General features: G+C 62.7%; 13 protein-coding genes. 10 read left to right on the forward strand and 3 right to left on the reverse strand.

Translation table 11 applies throughout. The features are described from left to right. The 4 genes from G5V57_RS22360 to G5V57_RS22375 all read left to right on the forward strand — a co-directional run bounded on the left by G5V57_RS22360 (position 1) and on the right by G5V57_RS22375 (position 3,851). A complete protein-coding gene (locus tag G5V57_RS22360) occupies positions 1–951 on the forward strand; it encodes a DmsC/YnfH family molybdoenzyme membrane anchor subunit (RefSeq protein WP_246737322.1) in 951 nt (316 codons plus the stop codon). Continuing rightward, positions 948–1,775: an MBL fold metallo-hydrolase gene (locus tag G5V57_RS22365; RefSeq protein ID WP_165169747.1), complete on the forward strand. Its 828-nt coding sequence runs from the start codon at positions 948–950 to the stop codon at positions 1,773–1,775. Before G5V57_RS22360 ends, G5V57_RS22365 begins: the two co-directional genes overlap by 4 nt. Positions 1,776–1,843: 68 nt before the next feature. Beyond that, entirely contained in the window at positions 1,844–2,863 is a 1,020-nt protein-coding gene (gene bmt, locus G5V57_RS22370; RefSeq protein WP_165169748.1) for a betaine--homocysteine S-methyltransferase, read from the forward strand. A gap of 61 nt (positions 2,864–2,924) precedes the next feature. Then, positions 2,925–3,851 (forward strand): glycosyltransferase, encoded by a 927-nt coding sequence (locus G5V57_RS22375; protein ID WP_165169749.1) that lies wholly within the window; start codon positions 2,925–2,927, stop codon positions 3,849–3,851. On the opposite strand, the gene G5V57_RS22380 is transcribed toward G5V57_RS22375, so the two are convergent. Further along, the gene (locus tag G5V57_RS22380; protein ID WP_165169750.1) at positions 3,790–5,163 is read right to left on the reverse strand and encodes a sugar-transfer associated ATP-grasp domain-containing protein; all 1,374 of its coding nucleotides are present in this window, start codon (positions 5,161–5,163) and stop codon (positions 3,790–3,792) included. The two genes, G5V57_RS22375 and G5V57_RS22380, sit on opposite strands and share 62 nt — an antisense overlap. 394 nt (positions 5,164–5,557) lie before the next feature. Beyond that, the gene (locus G5V57_RS22385; RefSeq protein WP_165169751.1) at positions 5,558–6,739 is read right to left on the reverse strand and encodes an ROK family transcriptional regulator; all 1,182 of its coding nucleotides are present in this window, start codon (positions 6,737–6,739) and stop codon (positions 5,558–5,560) included. 133 nt (positions 6,740–6,872) lie between these two features. Here G5V57_RS22385 and G5V57_RS22390 point away from each other — a divergent pair, with 133 nt between their 5' ends. The 6 genes from G5V57_RS22390 (at position 6,873) to G5V57_RS22415 (ending at position 13,671) form a co-directional block, all read left to right on the forward strand. After that, entirely contained in the window at positions 6,873–8,159 is a 1,287-nt protein-coding gene (locus G5V57_RS22390; RefSeq protein ID WP_165169752.1) for a sugar ABC transporter substrate-binding protein, read from the forward strand. A gap of 85 nt (positions 8,160–8,244) precedes the next feature. Next, entirely contained in the window at positions 8,245–9,147 is a 903-nt protein-coding gene (locus G5V57_RS22395) for a carbohydrate ABC transporter permease (protein ID WP_165169753.1), read from the forward strand. Further along, complete coding sequence (locus G5V57_RS22400) at positions 9,144–9,992, forward strand: carbohydrate ABC transporter permease (protein WP_165169754.1); 849 nt, start codon at positions 9,144–9,146, stop codon at positions 9,990–9,992. Before G5V57_RS22395 ends, G5V57_RS22400 begins: the two co-directional genes overlap by 4 nt. 7 nt (positions 9,993–9,999) lie before the next feature. Then, a complete protein-coding gene (locus G5V57_RS22405; protein WP_165169755.1) occupies positions 10,000–11,058 on the forward strand; it encodes an ABC transporter ATP-binding protein in 1,059 nt (352 codons plus the stop codon). A 22-nt stretch (positions 11,059–11,080) separates the two neighbouring features. Continuing rightward, a complete protein-coding gene (locus G5V57_RS22410) occupies positions 11,081–12,463 on the forward strand; it encodes an aminotransferase (protein WP_165169756.1) in 1,383 nt (460 codons plus the stop codon). A gap of 77 nt (positions 12,464–12,540) precedes the next feature. Next, positions 12,541–13,671 carry a PQQ-dependent sugar dehydrogenase gene (locus G5V57_RS22415; RefSeq protein ID WP_165169757.1) on the forward strand — a complete coding sequence of 377 codons (1,131 nt, stop codon included), beginning with the start codon at positions 12,541–12,543 and terminating at the stop codon, positions 13,669–13,671. A gap of 19 nt (positions 13,672–13,690) precedes the next feature. Here G5V57_RS22415 and G5V57_RS22420 read toward each other — a convergent pair whose 3' ends face one another. Continuing rightward, positions 13,691–14,965: a cysteine desulfurase-like protein gene (locus G5V57_RS22420; protein WP_165169758.1), complete on the reverse strand. Its 1,275-nt coding sequence runs from the start codon at positions 14,963–14,965 to the stop codon at positions 13,691–13,693. Positions 14,966–14,994 lie beyond the last annotated feature (29 nt).

Consider the following 14,994-nt stretch of genomic DNA (forward strand, 5'->3'; position numbering starts at 1 on the left):
ATGCATCCCGCTTATTCCGTCATTCTGTTCACCACCGCTTCGGGCGCCGGCTATGGGCTTCTGGCACTGCTCGGGCTCGTCGGCTTCAACCATGGACCGGCCTCGAGCCTGTGGTTCGGGCTGGCGGCGCTGGTCATCGCCCTTTGCCTCATCTCGCTCGGACTTCTGTCATCGACATTCCATCTGGGCCGGCCTGAGCGCGCCTGGCGCGCCTTCTCGCAATGGCGCTCCTCGTGGCTGTCGCGCGAGGGCATCGCCTCGGTCATAACCTTCGCGCCGGCGCTGCTCTTCGGCGCCTTATGGCTGGGTTTCATCGACGGGCCGCAATGGATCGGCCTCGCCGGGCTGGTCACGGCGGCGATGTGCGCAGTGACCGTCTTCTGCACCGCCAAGATCTATTCGACGCTCACCACCATCCGGCAATGGCACCAGAAGCTGACCGTGCCGGTCTATCTCGCTTTCGCGCTCTCCACCGGCGCCGTCCTTTTGATGGCGATTGCTTCGGTCTTCGGGCGCTATCAGACCTTCCAGGCGGGCCTCGCCATGGTCACGCTTCTCCTCACGCTGGTGCTCAAATATCTCTATTGGCGCCAGATCGACGCTGAGCCGCGCGACCGCACCATCGAGGCGGCGACAGGACTGGCGCGGACAGGGGAGAAGGTGCGGCAGTGGGAAGTGCCGCACACCGCCGAAAATTTCATCATGAAGGAGATGGGCTATGTGGTGGCGCGCAAGCATGCGGAGAAGTTGCGCCGCATCGTTATGATCCTCCTCCTCGCCGCAGCGCTGGCGACTGTTTTGACTGTCCTCGTATCAGCTCTCGTGGTCCCGCTGTCGCTGGTCGCTTTCCTGCTCGCCGCCGCCGCCGCCGCCGTTGAGCGCTGGCTCTTTTTGCCGAAGCCCAGCATGTCGTCTCGCTCTACTACGGCGCCGAACGGGCTTAATTCATGACCAAACCGAATATCCGTTGGTTCGACGACTGGTATGTCGTCGACGAAATCGCTCCCGGCCTCTATGGGATCGGCGAGCCCAAATATTATCAGATCAACTGGAATTATCTCATCGTCGGCGACGAGCGGGCTCTGGTTTTCGATACGGGGCCGGGCGTGCGCGATATCACACCCGTGGTCCAGAGCCTCACCGACCGGCCGGTCACGGCGCTCCTGTCGCATCTTCATTTCGACCATACCGGCAATTTTCACCGCTTCGCCGACACGGCGCTCGCCGATCTGCCGATCCTGCGCGACTCGATGCGGGATGGCCTGTTTCATGCGCCGGAAGAGATGTTCCTGGGCGCGCGCGATGGCGTGAGTTGGACGCCGATGGCGATCGGCCAATGGTGGTCGATCGGCCAGCGCGTCGATCTCGGCGGAAAGGAGCTTGAGATCGTCGCCACTCCCGGTCATTCGCCTGAATCGATCTCCCTGTTCGATCGCGAGCAGGGCATCCTTCTGGCCGCCGATTTCCTCTATCTCGGCAATCTCTATGGTCAGATACCGGGCGCCAGCCTGCCCGACTACTTAGCTGCGGCCGAGGCCCTCGATTCCCTCCTTCCCGACGATGCCTTGATTCTGGGCGCCCACGGCAAGCCGCTTCCGGACGGCACCCATGTGGCGCCGAGGCTCGCTCGCCGCGATCTTGAGGATCTGATGACGGGGCTTAACGCCATTCGCGACGGAGAATTGCCGCCCTTGAGCCAGAATCCCGACCGCTATCGCATTAATGACCGTATTGCCCTGCTGGCAGGCCCGGCATCATATGATATGTGGCGCTGACCGCGAGGGCGGTTGAAATTCATATAAAGATATGTTTATATGATCATATACTTCTGGGAACCCATTCGATGACGCGTCCGACTTTCGTTGAAGCTCTGAATTCCAGGCCCTGGCTGCTCGCCGACGGTGCCACCGGCACCAATTATTTCCAGATGGGCCTGGTGTCGGGCGATGCCCCCGAGATCTGGAATTTCGAGTTCCCGGACCGGGTCCGCTCGCTGCACCGCCGTTTCATCGAGGCGGGCGCCGACATCATCCTCACCAACACATTCGGCGGTAATCGCCATCGCCTGAAGCTCCACAATGCGCAAGACCAGGTGCGCGAAATCAATATCGCCGCCGCGAAGAATGCCCGCGCCGAGGCTGACGCCGTCACGCGGCCTGTCTATGTCGCTGGCTCGATCGGACCGACGGGCGAGATCTTCGAGCCGATCGGCTCGCTGTCGCATGCCGAAGGTGTGGCGGCCTTCGCCGAGCAGGCCAAGGCTCTGAAGGAAGGCGGCGTCGACGTGCTCTGGATCGAGACCATGTCGTCGGAAGAGGAATTGCGCGCCGCCGTCGAAGGCGCGGCGCAAGCCGGTCTGCCCATCGTCACCACCATGAGCTTCGACACCAATGGCCGCACCATGATGGGCATCACGCCGCAGGCTTTCGGCGCGCTCGCTGCGAGCCTCAGCACCCAGCCCGTGGCGATCGGCGCCAATTGCGGCGTCGGCGCCTCCGAGCTGGTCGCGACGGTTCTCGGGATCACTGCGGCGAGGCCCGACGCGCATGTCGTCGCCAAGGGCAATTGCGGCATCCCGCAATATGTCGACGGCCATATCCATTATACCGGCACCCCTGAATTGATGGCGGACTACGCCCGGATCGCTCTCGATTCCGGTGCCCGCATCATCGGCGGCTGCTGTGGCACCAGTCCGGATCATCTGGCGTCGATGCGCAAGTCGCTGGAGAGCTATACCAAAGGCGCGCGTCCCTCGATCGAGACGGTTGAGCAACGCCTCGGCCCCGTATCCGAGCTCGCCAAAGGCTTCGACACTGCCGCCGCGGGAGCGGCGCGGCGCGAACGCCGCCGCGGCCGCGACTAAAGCATCGGCCTGTAAAGATGCGCGCGGATATCGAATAAGGCGACGCAATAAAGAGAGGCCCGTGCCCACCGCCATCTGCCTCACGCCCGACCGGCGTTTTTTCGGACCGGCACTCTGTGTCGCCGCGCAGATCATCGCCTGCGGGCTGCCGCCGGATGCGGATATCTTTCTTGTCTGCGAGGAGGGCGATGTGTGGCCGCGCGTCGACATGATCGATGAGCCGCTGAAGAGCCGGCTGCAGCTTCTGGTGACCTCCTTTCACGACGTGACGCGCGACCTGCCGACCAACAGCAATGGCGAGCATGCGATCACCAGGCGGCTGTTTCTCGATCGCGTATTGCCTGAGCGTTATGACCGCATCATTCCGGTCGATTCCGACATAATGGTCGTCAATGAGGGGCTGGCGCCGCTCATCGGCCTCGATCTCGGCGGTAAGGTCATGGCGGCAGCCACCGATATGATCTCCTACATGGATTGGGGCGGCCATCTGGTCGATGAGTTCAAGGCCTATCGCTCAGGCCTCGGCATGGCGGCTGACACGCTCTATTTCAACAACGGCCTCACCGTGATCGACCGCGCCGCCTGGCGGGACGCCGAGCTCGGCGAGCGCACCTTGCGTTTCATTTCCGACAATCCGCTTCTGTGTCTGCGCTTCGAGCAGAGCGCGCTCAATGCGCTGTTGAAGGGCGATGTTGCCAGGCTGTCGCCGCGCTTTAATTTCATGGGCGATTTTCTGCGCCTCGATCTCGAAAGCGAGATCCGGCCCAATGTCTATCACTTCGTCAACCGGCCGAAGCCCTGGCAGGGTGGCTGGACCGGGAATCCTCGCTTCGCGCGCGCGTACAAGGAATGGTTCGCGGCATCGCCCTGGCCGGATTTCCCCGATGTCCGGCCTGCGGATCATCACACGCCGGTCAATCACGATTTCAGAGAGCGGCTGCTTGCATTTCTGCGGACGCAGACATTCGCGGATGGTTGGTCTGCGTGATCTCGCGCATCAAGTGATGCGCCAGAAGCTTACCGAAGCGGCCATTGCCCCAGGGACCATTGAGCCGTTGCTCGATCTCCACATCGGGTGATTTGTTGGCCTCGAGAATGATGGGCCCGCGCGCGGTGACCGCGATGTCCCAGCCGACGTTTATGGGCGAGCCCAATTGCGCATGCGTGGAGAGCGCCAGCGCCAAGGCCTCGGGCCAGAAGGGGACCTTGCGGTCGGTGATCCGGGCGCCGGTCACGGGATGATGATCGAGCCAGCGCGCGATAGGCGATGAATTCGACGCGGGGCCGAGCACACCGGTAACCGGATCGACCGCGGCGGCGATGCCGTCCTGCGTTTCGACGACGCGCCGGCGAAATTGCGACATGCGGAACATCGTGAACAGATGCTCGACTTTGCCCGCCTCGTTCAGCATCGTATGCAGTCGGAAGGTGCACAGGGCGCCGGCCGACAGGTCGCCTATTTCCGGATGATTGGCGAGGCACTCATAGACGAGATAGGCCTGCTTCTGTGAGAGCTTGGCTAGTCTCTCCGTCAGCTGCTTCGCATCGAGCACGCTGCTGTGGCCGTGCCGGTGATAGCGTCCGTCAGCATGCGCCCATCGTTCGGCGCCGCTGCCGCCATTCTCCTTGCGCGGTTTGAGGAAGAGATCGATCTTGGGCAGCGTGGTCTGCCCCGGATCCGTCCAGGCGAAGGCGCCGTTCGATATGACGGCGAAAAGATGCGCCGTCGGCAGATCGCGGGCGGCGCAGAACTGATGGAAGGAAAGCTTGTCGTTGAGGATCCTGGCGCTTTCGCGCCGCACCGGGTCGTCACGATAGAGGCGCTTATAGAGCTGGCAGCCGCCTTTGATGTGACCCCGCAGGACATATTCCTGCGCGCGCGACCAGTTCTGCCGGTCGTGCAGTTCGTAGGTGTAGAAGAAATTGACTGGGATGCCTTGCGTGAAGGCAAGCCGCATCTGATCGGCGAATTGCCCGATCATGCCGCGCCCGAAGCGGCGTGCGACATAGGCGCCATTGGCAAGGGTAAGGCCCAGCCCCCATAGCACCATGGCCGGCGGCCAGACGAAAACGACGAGCTTGCGCTTGAAGAAAGACATGTCCTTGAGGCGGGCGAGGATCTCCTCGCGATAGATATCGTGCAGCAGGGCCGACGTGCTCCCGGCAGGCGCACAGCCAGATCGGCAATAGAGCAACGGAAATGCGTGTAGCGCGGTCAGTGCCTGCGCTTCCATTACGCTCAGAACGGTGCCGCGCTTTGATCGGTGGGTCTGATTTGTCGGCAGCGATCTGGCCACCATCGAGCTCCTCCATGTGACAGGAGCGGGATGATGCGGTGGTCGGGCGGCGCCGCGGTGGCGCTGGATATACGGATTTGTAAATCCGTCGTAGCAAATGAGCAGCGCTCACCGCACCTTCCGGCTTCCGTGCCACGGCGCATCGGCAAGTTTTCTGACACCTCGTAACAGGAATACTCACTACCGGATTTCCTCGATTGCTGGTCTTTCCTGGCGACGACAGGCTGTCGGGCCGGTCAGCGATCATGAGCTTGCTAAGATCGAGTCGTCTACCTTGTTCGATCGGCGCCATTGGCTCGACCGGCTGGCGCATTCGCAATCGACGATGCCGGAGATCGAGAACGGCGGGGTCCGGGCATGCTTTCGGATAAAGATTGCCGAGTTGCTCTGATCCCCCTCACACATACGGATTGAGCTCGCGGTAGAGCGGATTGAGCGTGGCGAGAAGCGGCAGAACCGCCGCGCCACGCGCCACCGCATCGGCGCCAAGCTCGCTCTTCATGAGACGCGGTAACGTGCGCTCGACGCGCCCGACCGATGGCAGCAACGGTTCGACCCGCTCCATGAAGGTGTCGATCAGCCAGTCCGGTGCATTGCCGCCGATCATGATCGATTGCGGATCGAAGAGATTCTCGACCGCGTTGAGGCCGTTGCGCAAAGGCTCGACGCCTTGCGTGATCCAGTCCGCGATGACGGGATCGGCCGGGCCGACGTGTTCGGCGAATTCCGCCATCGTCTGGACCTCGATGCCCCGGGTAGAGAGATGCCGCATGGCGCTGTCGACCGACACATAGGTTTCGAGGCAGCCGCTCTTGCCGCAGATGCAGTCATGCCCGCCCGGCACGACGGTGAGATGGCCAAGTTCACCGGCATTGCCGCTGGCACCGCCGAAGGCCGCGCTGTGCACCATGACGCCGCTGCCGACGCCGATGCCGAAATAGACATAGACGAAATTGGTGAGCCGTCGAGCCGAAGCCCCGAAGCGCCATTCGGCGATGATGGCGCACTGGCCGTCATTGGCAAGCGACACATTGTAGCCGGTGGCCTCGCGCAACAGATCACGCAGAGCGATGCCGTCCCAGCCGGGCAGGCGTGGCGGGCTCAGGCCCTTGACAGCGAAGGGGCCGGGCGTCGCCAGGCCGATGCCGAGGAAGCGCTCATCGGGGATCCGTGCCGAAGCGAGCAGCCGCCTGGCCGCCAGCTCGAGCTGAATGACGGCGTGATGCGGCTCGAGATCGTTGAGCGCGTGATCCTCGCGATGGAGAACATCGCCCGCGAGATTGACGGCGATGGCCGACATCTGCCCGACATCGACATGGAAGCCGAGCGAGAAGGCACCGTCGGGATCGATGGCGAGTGGGGTCGGGGGCTTGCCGACGCGCCGCCCCGACGGCTTTGTTTCACGGACGAACTGCATGGCGATGAGCTCATCGACGAGATCCGAGCTTGCCTGTTTGGAAAGCCCCGTCTCATCTGCGATGCCGGACCGCGAGATGCCCCCATTCATGCGGATCGCGTCGAACACCACCCAGAGATTGATGAGCTTGGCCTTCACGGCATTGGTGGCGCTGAGAAGCATAAAATCTTTCCTGAACAATCATTTGGTATTAATAAGTCAGAATGACTGAATAATTATTGACAGCCATTCTGTCTAGCATCAATCTCTACCGCACGCTCCCAAAGAGCGAAAAAAGAAGAGGGAGGATTGAAACATGTTCCACAGTTTTAGCCGCCGCAATTTCCTTAAAACCGGCGCCGCTGCCGGCGCCGTCACCGCGCTACCGGACTTCCTGAGCCGGACTGCCGGGGCGCAAGAGGCGGCGCTCAGTGTGTTTTCTCCGTTGCCACCGGATCCGGCTCCCCCGGGTGCCGCCAAATTCTCCGAAGACGCCTTCGCCAAATGGCAGGCCGATAATGGTGCCAAGGTCGCCTATGAGATGCTGGCCTGGCCGCAGCTCCATGACCGCATGGCGACCGCTTTCGCCTCCGGCGCCGCCCCGTGGGACATCACCTATAATTGCGGCTGGGTGCCGGAATTCGAATCCTTCCTGACGCCCTATGCCGACAACCTGCCGAAGGCGCTGGTCGATGACCTGCCGGCCACGAGCTTCGCCACCACCACCGTCGGAGGCAAGCGCTATGGCACCGTCTTCACCTTGGCGCTCCTCACTCTGTTCTACAACAAGGAGCTCATGGAGCAGGCAGGCTTCAAGGAAGCGCCCAAGACCTGGGACGAGATGAAAGCCTGCGCCAAGGAAATGACCCGCGACGGGCGCTTCGGCTTCGTCCTGAATTACGGCGATCCCGCCGGCATCGGTGGCACGGCAAGCTATTGGATGGTGTTCCTCCAGCAGGCCGGCGGCAAGGTCTATGGCGAGGACGGCATGCCCGCCTTCAAGACCGATGAAGGTGTTGCCGCCCTTCAGATGATGGTCGACCTCATGCCCTCGACCGATCCGGGCTCCATTTCCTATGCCGGCATCAACGACGCGACCAATGTGCTGCTCGCCGGCCGCGCCGGCATGATGATGAACTGGCCCTTCATGTGGAACGCCGGCAACGATCCCAAGCAGTCGCAGATTGTTGGCAAGATGACGAGCGCGGTGCTGCCGGCCGGACCCAAGGGCAGCGCGTCCATTGACGGCACCGATGCCTGGACCATCGTCAAGTCGAGCAAGAACCAGGAAAAGGCGCAGAAGCTCATCGAATTCTATCTCGATGCCGAGGTGCAGAAGCGCCAGGTTCTCGACACCGGCTGGCTGCCGATCCGCTTGTCGGTGCTCGCCGATCCGGAAGTCCAGGCCAAGGCCCCCAATGCCGCCGTGGTACTGGAGCAGGCGAAGCATCCCTATGACAGCTTCGTCACCGCCGACTACAACCAGGTGACGGTCGCCGTCGGCACCGAGGTGCAGCAGGCCTTGCAGGGAACCAAGACCGCCGCACAGGCGATCTCCGACGCCCAAGACGCGGTGACCGCCATCGTCAAGCGGCGCGGCTGAGAAGAGCATCGGACCGAAAAGTGCGTAGCGGTTTTCGGATCAATCCGATGCGCGGATCAATAAACACAGCGCGACGGGGCACGCGATGGTGAGCACTTTCGAGCAGAGGCGGCGAAGGACAGGTCTGTTCTTCGTCGCTCCGGCGCTGGTCGTGCTGGCCGCGATCCTCCTCTATCCGATCGTCGATTCGATCCTGCTGGCGTTGCAGCGCGTGCAATTGGCGGGCGGCGCGGTGACGCAGGAATGGATCGGCTTGAGCAATTTCGAGCGCCTATTCGCCGATCCCGTCTTCTGGAAAGCGGCCCGCAACACCGCCTATTTCTCCGTCATGGAAGTCGTGCTGGTGACATTCATCAGCCTCGGCGTGGCATTGCTACTCAACCATCCTAAGGGGCGATCGGGCTTCTTCCGCATTCTTCTGATCGTGCCCTGGGCGATCGCGCCCGTCGCCAATGCGGTCCTGTGGAAATGGATCCTCCATGCCAATTACGGCGTGCTGAACGGCATCCTCAAGGTGCTGGGCGTGATCGACAGCAACCAAGTCTGGCTCGGGACCCCATTCTCGGCGATGAATTTCCTGCTCATCGTCGATGTCTGGAAATCGGTACCCTTTGTGGCGCTCCTGATGCTGGCGGGCCTCCAGCGCGTGCCACAATCGCTCTACCGCGCCGCCTATGTGGATGGCGCCGGCCCGTGGAGCAGCTTCCTGCATGTGACGCTGCCGACCATGCGCGGCGTCATCGCCATTGCCATCGTATTACAGACCATCTGGTCCTTGCGCGTCTTCGATCTCGTCTTCGTGCTGACACGCGGCGGGCCGGCGGACGCGACTGTGCTGCTCAACTTCCTCGCCTATCGCGTCACTTTCAATTTCCTCGATCTGGGCTATGGCGCGGCCATCGCCAATGTGATCTTCGCGCTGACCTTCCTGCTCGCCGCCGCCTATGTATGGCTTTTGTGGCCGCGCGAACCCAAAGGTGCCAGATGAGTTTCGCCAGGCATCAGGCGGGTGGCCCGGCGCGGCAGGCGATCGTCGTGCTCGGACTGCTTCTCTTCACCACGTGGTCGGTGGGTCCGATCCTGTGGTTGATCCTGTCGAGCCTGCTCGAGCAGAAGGCGCTGATAGCCCAGCCGCCCGATCTGTCGCCCGGGAGTTTCACCTTCGAGAATTTTTCGACCGTTCTCGCCGCGGCGGCCTCTCTCGGGCGCGGCATCCTCAATTCGCTGATCGTCTCGCTCTTCTCGACCGCTTTGGCCCTGATCCTCGGCGCGCCGGCCGCCTATGCGCTGGCACGATTGCCGGTGCCACGCGCCAACGGATTAGCCTTTCTCATCCTCGCCACCCAGATGCTGCCCGGCATCGCCATCGCCATCCCGCTTTTTATCGTGATCAGCAAATTGGGCCTCATCGACAATGTCCTGTCGCTCGGTATCGTCTATCTCTCCTTCAACCTGCCGATCGTGATCTGGATCCTGCGCGGCTTCTTCCTCGGCATCCCTGCCGGTATCGAGAAGGCGGCGGCGATCGACGGCGCCGGCACCTTCGCTACTTTCTGGTACGTCGTGCTGCCGATCTCGCTGCCGCCCTTGAGTGCTGCCGCTGTCTTCGCCTTTGTCGAGGCCTGGAACGAATTCTTCTTCGCGCTGATCCTGACGCGCCAGCAGGCCCAGACTGTGCCTCTGGTGATCGCGCAATTCGCCGGACAGTATCAGACCGTCTTCGGGCAGATGATGGCCGCCGCCGTCATCAGCGTGGCGCCGGTCATCCTGCTGGCCATCCTGTTCCGCAACCAGATCATCCGCGGCTTCGCGGACGGCATGATGAAAGGGTGAGATCCGAATGGCCGCCATTGAACTGCGGAATGTCTCTAAGGTCTTCGGCGCCTACACCGCCTGCCGGGATGTCAACCTCTCCATCAGGGAGGGCGAATTCGTGACACTGCTCGGTGCTTCGGGTTGCGGCAAGACGACGACGCTGAACATGGTTGCGGGGCTCGATGATGCGAGCTCGGGCGACATCCTGATGAACGGCCGGCGTGTCAATGATCTATCGCCGGTCGAGCGTGACGTCGCCATGGTGTTCCAGAACTACGCGCTCTATCCGCATATGACGGTCGCCCGCAATATCGGCTTCACCTTGAAGATGCGCGGACTTCCGCCGGCCGAGATAAAGGCGCGCGTGGAGAAAGTCGCCTCGGCACTCGAGCTGTCCACCATGCTCGACCGCCTGCCGGCGCAATTGTCGGGCGGCCAGCAGCAGCGTGTCGCCATCGGCCGGGCGCTGGTGCGCGAGCCCAGATACTTCCTGTTCGATGAGCCATTCTCCAATCTCGACGCCAATTTGCGCCTGAAGATGCGCGCCGAGGTGAAGGAGCTGCATCAGCGCCTCGGCGTGACCTCGATCTTCGTCACCCACGACCAGGAGGAGGCGATGTCGATCTCGGACCGTATCGCGGTGATGAATGGCGGGCGCATCGAGCAGCTTGGCACGCCGGAGGAGATCTATGCGCGCCCCGCGACGCGTTATGTGGCGACATTCATCGGCAGTCCCCGCCTCGAACTGGCGGCGGGAGAGACCGGTGCGGACGGCACCATCAGGGTCGGATCGGCCGCCATTCCGCTCGCGGCGGGAGGCAAGCTGGGGCCGGGCTTACCCGTCGACTTCGGCGTGCGGCCCGAACATGTGAGGCTGGGCGAGGAGGGCATTCCCGCCACCGTGCGGCTGGTGCAGCCGGTTGGTCCCACTACCCATGTGACGCTCGACTGGGAAGGGGGAACGCTGCTCGCGAGCCTTCCGGGATTCGTGCGGCTCAGTCCCGGCATGCCGGTCAAGGCCCTGATCGACAGCCGCCATCTTCTCGTTTTCGACCGCCAGAGCGGCGAGCGTCTCTCGCAGTAGATTTCAAGGAAAGGCAAAAGCCATGACCCAGCATTTCAAGCCCAACTCCGTCGCCGGGCGCGATGTCGCCACCCATCTTCATTCGCAGACCAACCCCAAGCGCTTCGAGGAGCAGGGTCCGCTGATCGTGACGCGCGGCGAGGGCATTCATGTCTTCGACGATGCCGGCAAGTCCTATATCGACGCCATGGCGGGCCTGTGGTGCGCCTCTCTCGGCTTCAACAATGCGCGCCTCGCGGCGGCGGCCAACCGGCAATATGCCGAGCTCGGCTTCTATCACACCTTCTTCAACCGCACCCACGAGCCGGCGACCAATCTCGCCGAGACGCTGGTCGCTCTCACCGGCATGAAGGGCGGCAAGGCCTATTTCGCGACCTCGGGCTCGGAGGCCAATGAGACCATGGTGAAGCTCGCCTGGGTCTATCACACGGTGCGCGGCAAGCCGACCAAACGCAAGGTGATCGCCCGTGATCGCGCCTTCCATGGCTCTACCATCGCGGCGGCCTCGATGTGCGGGCTCACTTTCATGCATCGCGAGTTCGGGCTGCCTATTCCGGGCTTTCTGCATACGCTCTGTCCCGATCCCTATCGTGGCATGCTGGCGGGCGAGAACGAGGAGCAGTTCGCCGACCGGCTGGCGCTCGAGCTCGAGAGACTGATCTTGCGCGAAGGCCCCGACACGGTCGCCGCCTTCATCGCCGAGCCGATCAATGCCGGTGGCGGCATCATCGTGCCGCCTTCATCCTATTTCGCCAAGGTCCAGGCGGTGCTCGACAAATACGGCGTCCTCTGCCTCGACGACGAGATCGTCTGCGGCTTCGGCCGCACCGGTAACTGGTTCGGCAAGGAGACGGTCGGCATGCGTCCGCACATGATGGCGCTCGCCAAGGGGCTGTCGTCCTCCTATTTCCCGATCTCGGCCGTCGTGCTCGCGCCCGAGATCTATGATGCGGTCAACAGCTTCAACAAACAGGGCGGCTCCTTCGGCCATGGCTTCACCAATTCTGGCCATCCGGTCGGCGTCGCCGTGGCGCTCGAGACGATCAAGATCTATGAGGAGATGAATGTCGTCGAGCATGTGCGCAAGATGGGCGCGCGACTGAAAGGCCATTTCGAAGCGATGGCGCAGCGCTACGCGATGATCGGCGATGTCCGCGGCTCTGGCCTCATGCTCGGCATCGAGCTCGTCGCCGATCGTGCGACGCGCACACCATTCGATCCCGCGCTGCAGGTGGGCCTCACCTTCGACCAGATCGCCTATGAGCATGGACTGATCGGCCGCTGCATGGGCGACACGCTCGGCTTCTCGCCGCCTTTGATCGTCACCGAGAAGGATGTCGATCAGATCGCCGAGCGCTGCGAGACGAGTCTCAAGGTGCTCGAAGGCAGGCTCACGCGGAAATAGACTCACAGTTCGGTGAGTTGGGAACTTCTGCCGCGTCTCATATCTTTTCGAAAAGCGAATCTTGCGGAGAGATGGGAATGCGTCTTGTCGTTGCGTTAATATTGGGCTTGCTGAGTGCCGGACCTGCCGTCGCGGCGACATTCGGCACAGAGAAGGGCGATATTGCCGTCGATGTCATTGCCGACAGGCTGGTTCGGCCCTGGGCCATCGACTTCCTGCCCGACGGGCGGATGATCATTACCGAGCGTGGCGGCCGCATGCGGCTCGTCACGGCCGATGGCAAAAAGAGCGGCGCGATCAAGGGCGTTCCCGGCGTCGATGTCGGCGGGCAGGGGGGCCTGCTCGATGTCGCAGTGCATCCGGACTTCGCGCGGAACAGGCTCATCTATTGGAGCTTCTCTGAAGCCGGCAAGAGTGGCAATTCGACCGCCGTGGCGCGCGGCAGATTGAACGCGGACGGGACGGCGCTCGATGGCGTGAAGGTGATCTTCTCGCAGCAGCCGAAAGTGCGCAGCAATCTTCATTTCGGCAGCCGTCTCGTCTTCGACGGCAAGGGCCATCTTTTCGTGACGCTGGGCGATCGGTCGGCCGAGAAATTCCGCGGCCAGGCGCAGGATCTGGGCTCGCATGTGGGCAAGATCGTCCGCCTGATGGAAGACGGCTCGGTGCCGAAGGACAATCCCTTCGTCGGCAAGGAAGGGGCACTGCCCGAGATCTGGTCCTATGGCCATCGCAATGCGCAGGCCGCCGCCATCAATCCGGCGACCGGTGCTTTGTGGGAGATCGAGCATGGACCCCGTGGCGGCGATGAGATCAACGTGCCCGAGCCGGCCAGGAACTACGGCTGGCCGATCGTCTCCTATGGCGTGAATTATTCCGGCAAGCCGGTCGGCGGCGGCAAGCGCGAGATGCCCGGCATGGAGAACCCCATCTATCAATGGACGCCGGTCATCGCGCCCTCGGGCATGACCTTCTACACGGGCGACCTCTTTCCCGCCTGGAAAGGCAATCTGTTCGTCGGGGGCCTCAGGGCGCGGGCCCTGGTCAGGCTCGAGCTCGATGGTGCCAAGGTCACGCATGAGGAGCGGCTTCTGCGCGAGGTGGGGTTGCGCATCCGCGATGTGGCGCAAGGGCCCGACGGCGCGCTTTATGTCGTGACCGACGAGAACGACGGCCAGATCCTCAGGCTTTCTCCTGCGGAACCTTGATCATCGGCACGCCCGACTTTCAGCCCTTGATTTGATCGAGCGCGGCGATGAAGCCGTCCACTTCCGCCACCGTGTTGTAATGGGCGAGTCCGACACGCAGCACGCCGCCCTTGTCCATGAGGCCCATGCGGGTGACGGGCTCGACGGCGTAATTGTGACCCGACCAGACAAAGATATTGCGGGCGGCGAAAGCCTTGGCGAGCGACTGCGGCGTATGGCCTTCGAGGGTGAAGGAGACCGTCGGCACGCGGCGATGCACGGCATTGGGAGAGGTGATGCCGCGGATCTCGAGGCCTTTGACCCGTGAAATTCCGGCGATGAGCCGGTTGCACAATTGATGCTCCCAGTCGGTGAAGACGTCGAAGGCGCGGTGGATGGCGGCACCCCGCTCCGACATATGGGCATAGGTCTTGCCTGAGGCACCGGGGCTGCCGCCATGGCTCGCGAGATATTCGATGGAGCCGAACGTGCCGGCCATGCCTTCATGGCTGAGCGTGCCGGTCTCGAATTTATGCGGCAGGTCGTTGCCGGCCGGGCGGACCTTGTAGCTGAAGGTCTCATCCAGCAGTGCCTCGCGGCCCCACAGGATGCCCTGATGCGGGCCGAAGAATTTGTAGGCCGAGGAGACCAGGAAGTCGCAGCCGAGATCGCGCACGTCGATGCCGCAATGGGGGGCCAGCTGCACCGCATCGACATAGAAAAGGGCGCCCGCCTCGCGCGCCTGCTTGGCGAAGTGCTTCACATCGTTGATCGTGCCGGTGCAGTTCGACGCGAACCCCATGGCGACGAGTTTTGTTTTTGGACTCAGCACCTTGGTGAGGGCGTCGTCGGCGAATTCGTAGGTTTCGGGATCGAAATCCATCCAGCGCACGGTGAGGCCGCGGTCCTCGGCCAGCAGCAGCCATGGCGCCACATTGGCGTCGTGGTCCATGCGTGACAGGACGATTTCGTCACCGGTGCTGAAACGCTTGCCCAGGCAGCGCGACATATGCAGCGTCAATGTCGTCATATTCTGGCCGAAGACGATCTCGCGCGCCGAATTGGCGTGGTAAAAATCGGCCATGGCCTGATGAGCCTCGTTCACCAATTCGTCGGCAGCGACCGTGGTGGTGAAATAGCCGCCGAGATTGGCGTTTTTGTTCACCATCGCCTCGAGCGTGCGGTCGATCACCTGCTGCGGCACCTGGGTGCCGGCGGGATTGTCGAAATAGACGCGTGGCTTGTCGCCATCCGTGAGCGACAGGGAAGGAAACTGCGCGCGCAGCGTGTCGAGGGAGAAGGCAGGTGTGGTCATGGTGAGGGCCTGGGCTGGGAGGGGCCCCT

This window comes from Nordella sp. HKS 07, assembly GCF_011046735.1.
Lineage (GTDB): Bacteria > Pseudomonadota > Alphaproteobacteria > Rhizobiales > Aestuariivirgaceae > Taklimakanibacter.

Bases quoted from the DNA above. Each gene is read 5' to 3' on its own strand.
- G5V57_RS22360 (WP_246737322.1), top strand. From the start codon at position 1: ATGCATCCCGCTTATTCCGTCATTCTGTTCACCACCGCTTCGGGCGCC.
- G5V57_RS22365 (WP_165169747.1), top strand. From the start codon at position 948: ATGACCAAACCGAATATCCGTTGGTTCGACGACTGGTATGTCGTCGAC.
- bmt (WP_165169748.1), top strand. From the start codon at position 1,844: ATGACGCGTCCGACTTTCGTTGAAGCTCTGAATTCCAGGCCCTGGCTG.
- G5V57_RS22380 (WP_165169750.1), bottom strand. From the start codon at position 5,163: ATGGTGGCCAGATCGCTGCCGACAAATCAGACCCACCGATCAAAGCGC.
- G5V57_RS22385 (WP_165169751.1), bottom strand. From the start codon at position 6,739: ATGCTTCTCAGCGCCACCAATGCCGTGAAGGCCAAGCTCATCAATCTC.
- G5V57_RS22390 (WP_165169752.1), top strand. From the start codon at position 6,873: ATGTTCCACAGTTTTAGCCGCCGCAATTTCCTTAAAACCGGCGCCGCT.
- G5V57_RS22395 (WP_165169753.1), top strand. From the start codon at position 8,245: ATGGTGAGCACTTTCGAGCAGAGGCGGCGAAGGACAGGTCTGTTCTTC.
- G5V57_RS22400 (WP_165169754.1), top strand. From the start codon at position 9,144: ATGAGTTTCGCCAGGCATCAGGCGGGTGGCCCGGCGCGGCAGGCGATC.
- G5V57_RS22405 (WP_165169755.1), top strand. From the start codon at position 10,000: ATGGCCGCCATTGAACTGCGGAATGTCTCTAAGGTCTTCGGCGCCTAC.
- G5V57_RS22410 (WP_165169756.1), top strand. From the start codon at position 11,081: ATGACCCAGCATTTCAAGCCCAACTCCGTCGCCGGGCGCGATGTCGCC.
- G5V57_RS22415 (WP_165169757.1), top strand. From the start codon at position 12,541: ATGCGTCTTGTCGTTGCGTTAATATTGGGCTTGCTGAGTGCCGGACCT.
- G5V57_RS22420 (WP_165169758.1), bottom strand. From the start codon at position 14,965: ATGACCACACCTGCCTTCTCCCTCGACACGCTGCGCGCGCAGTTTCCT.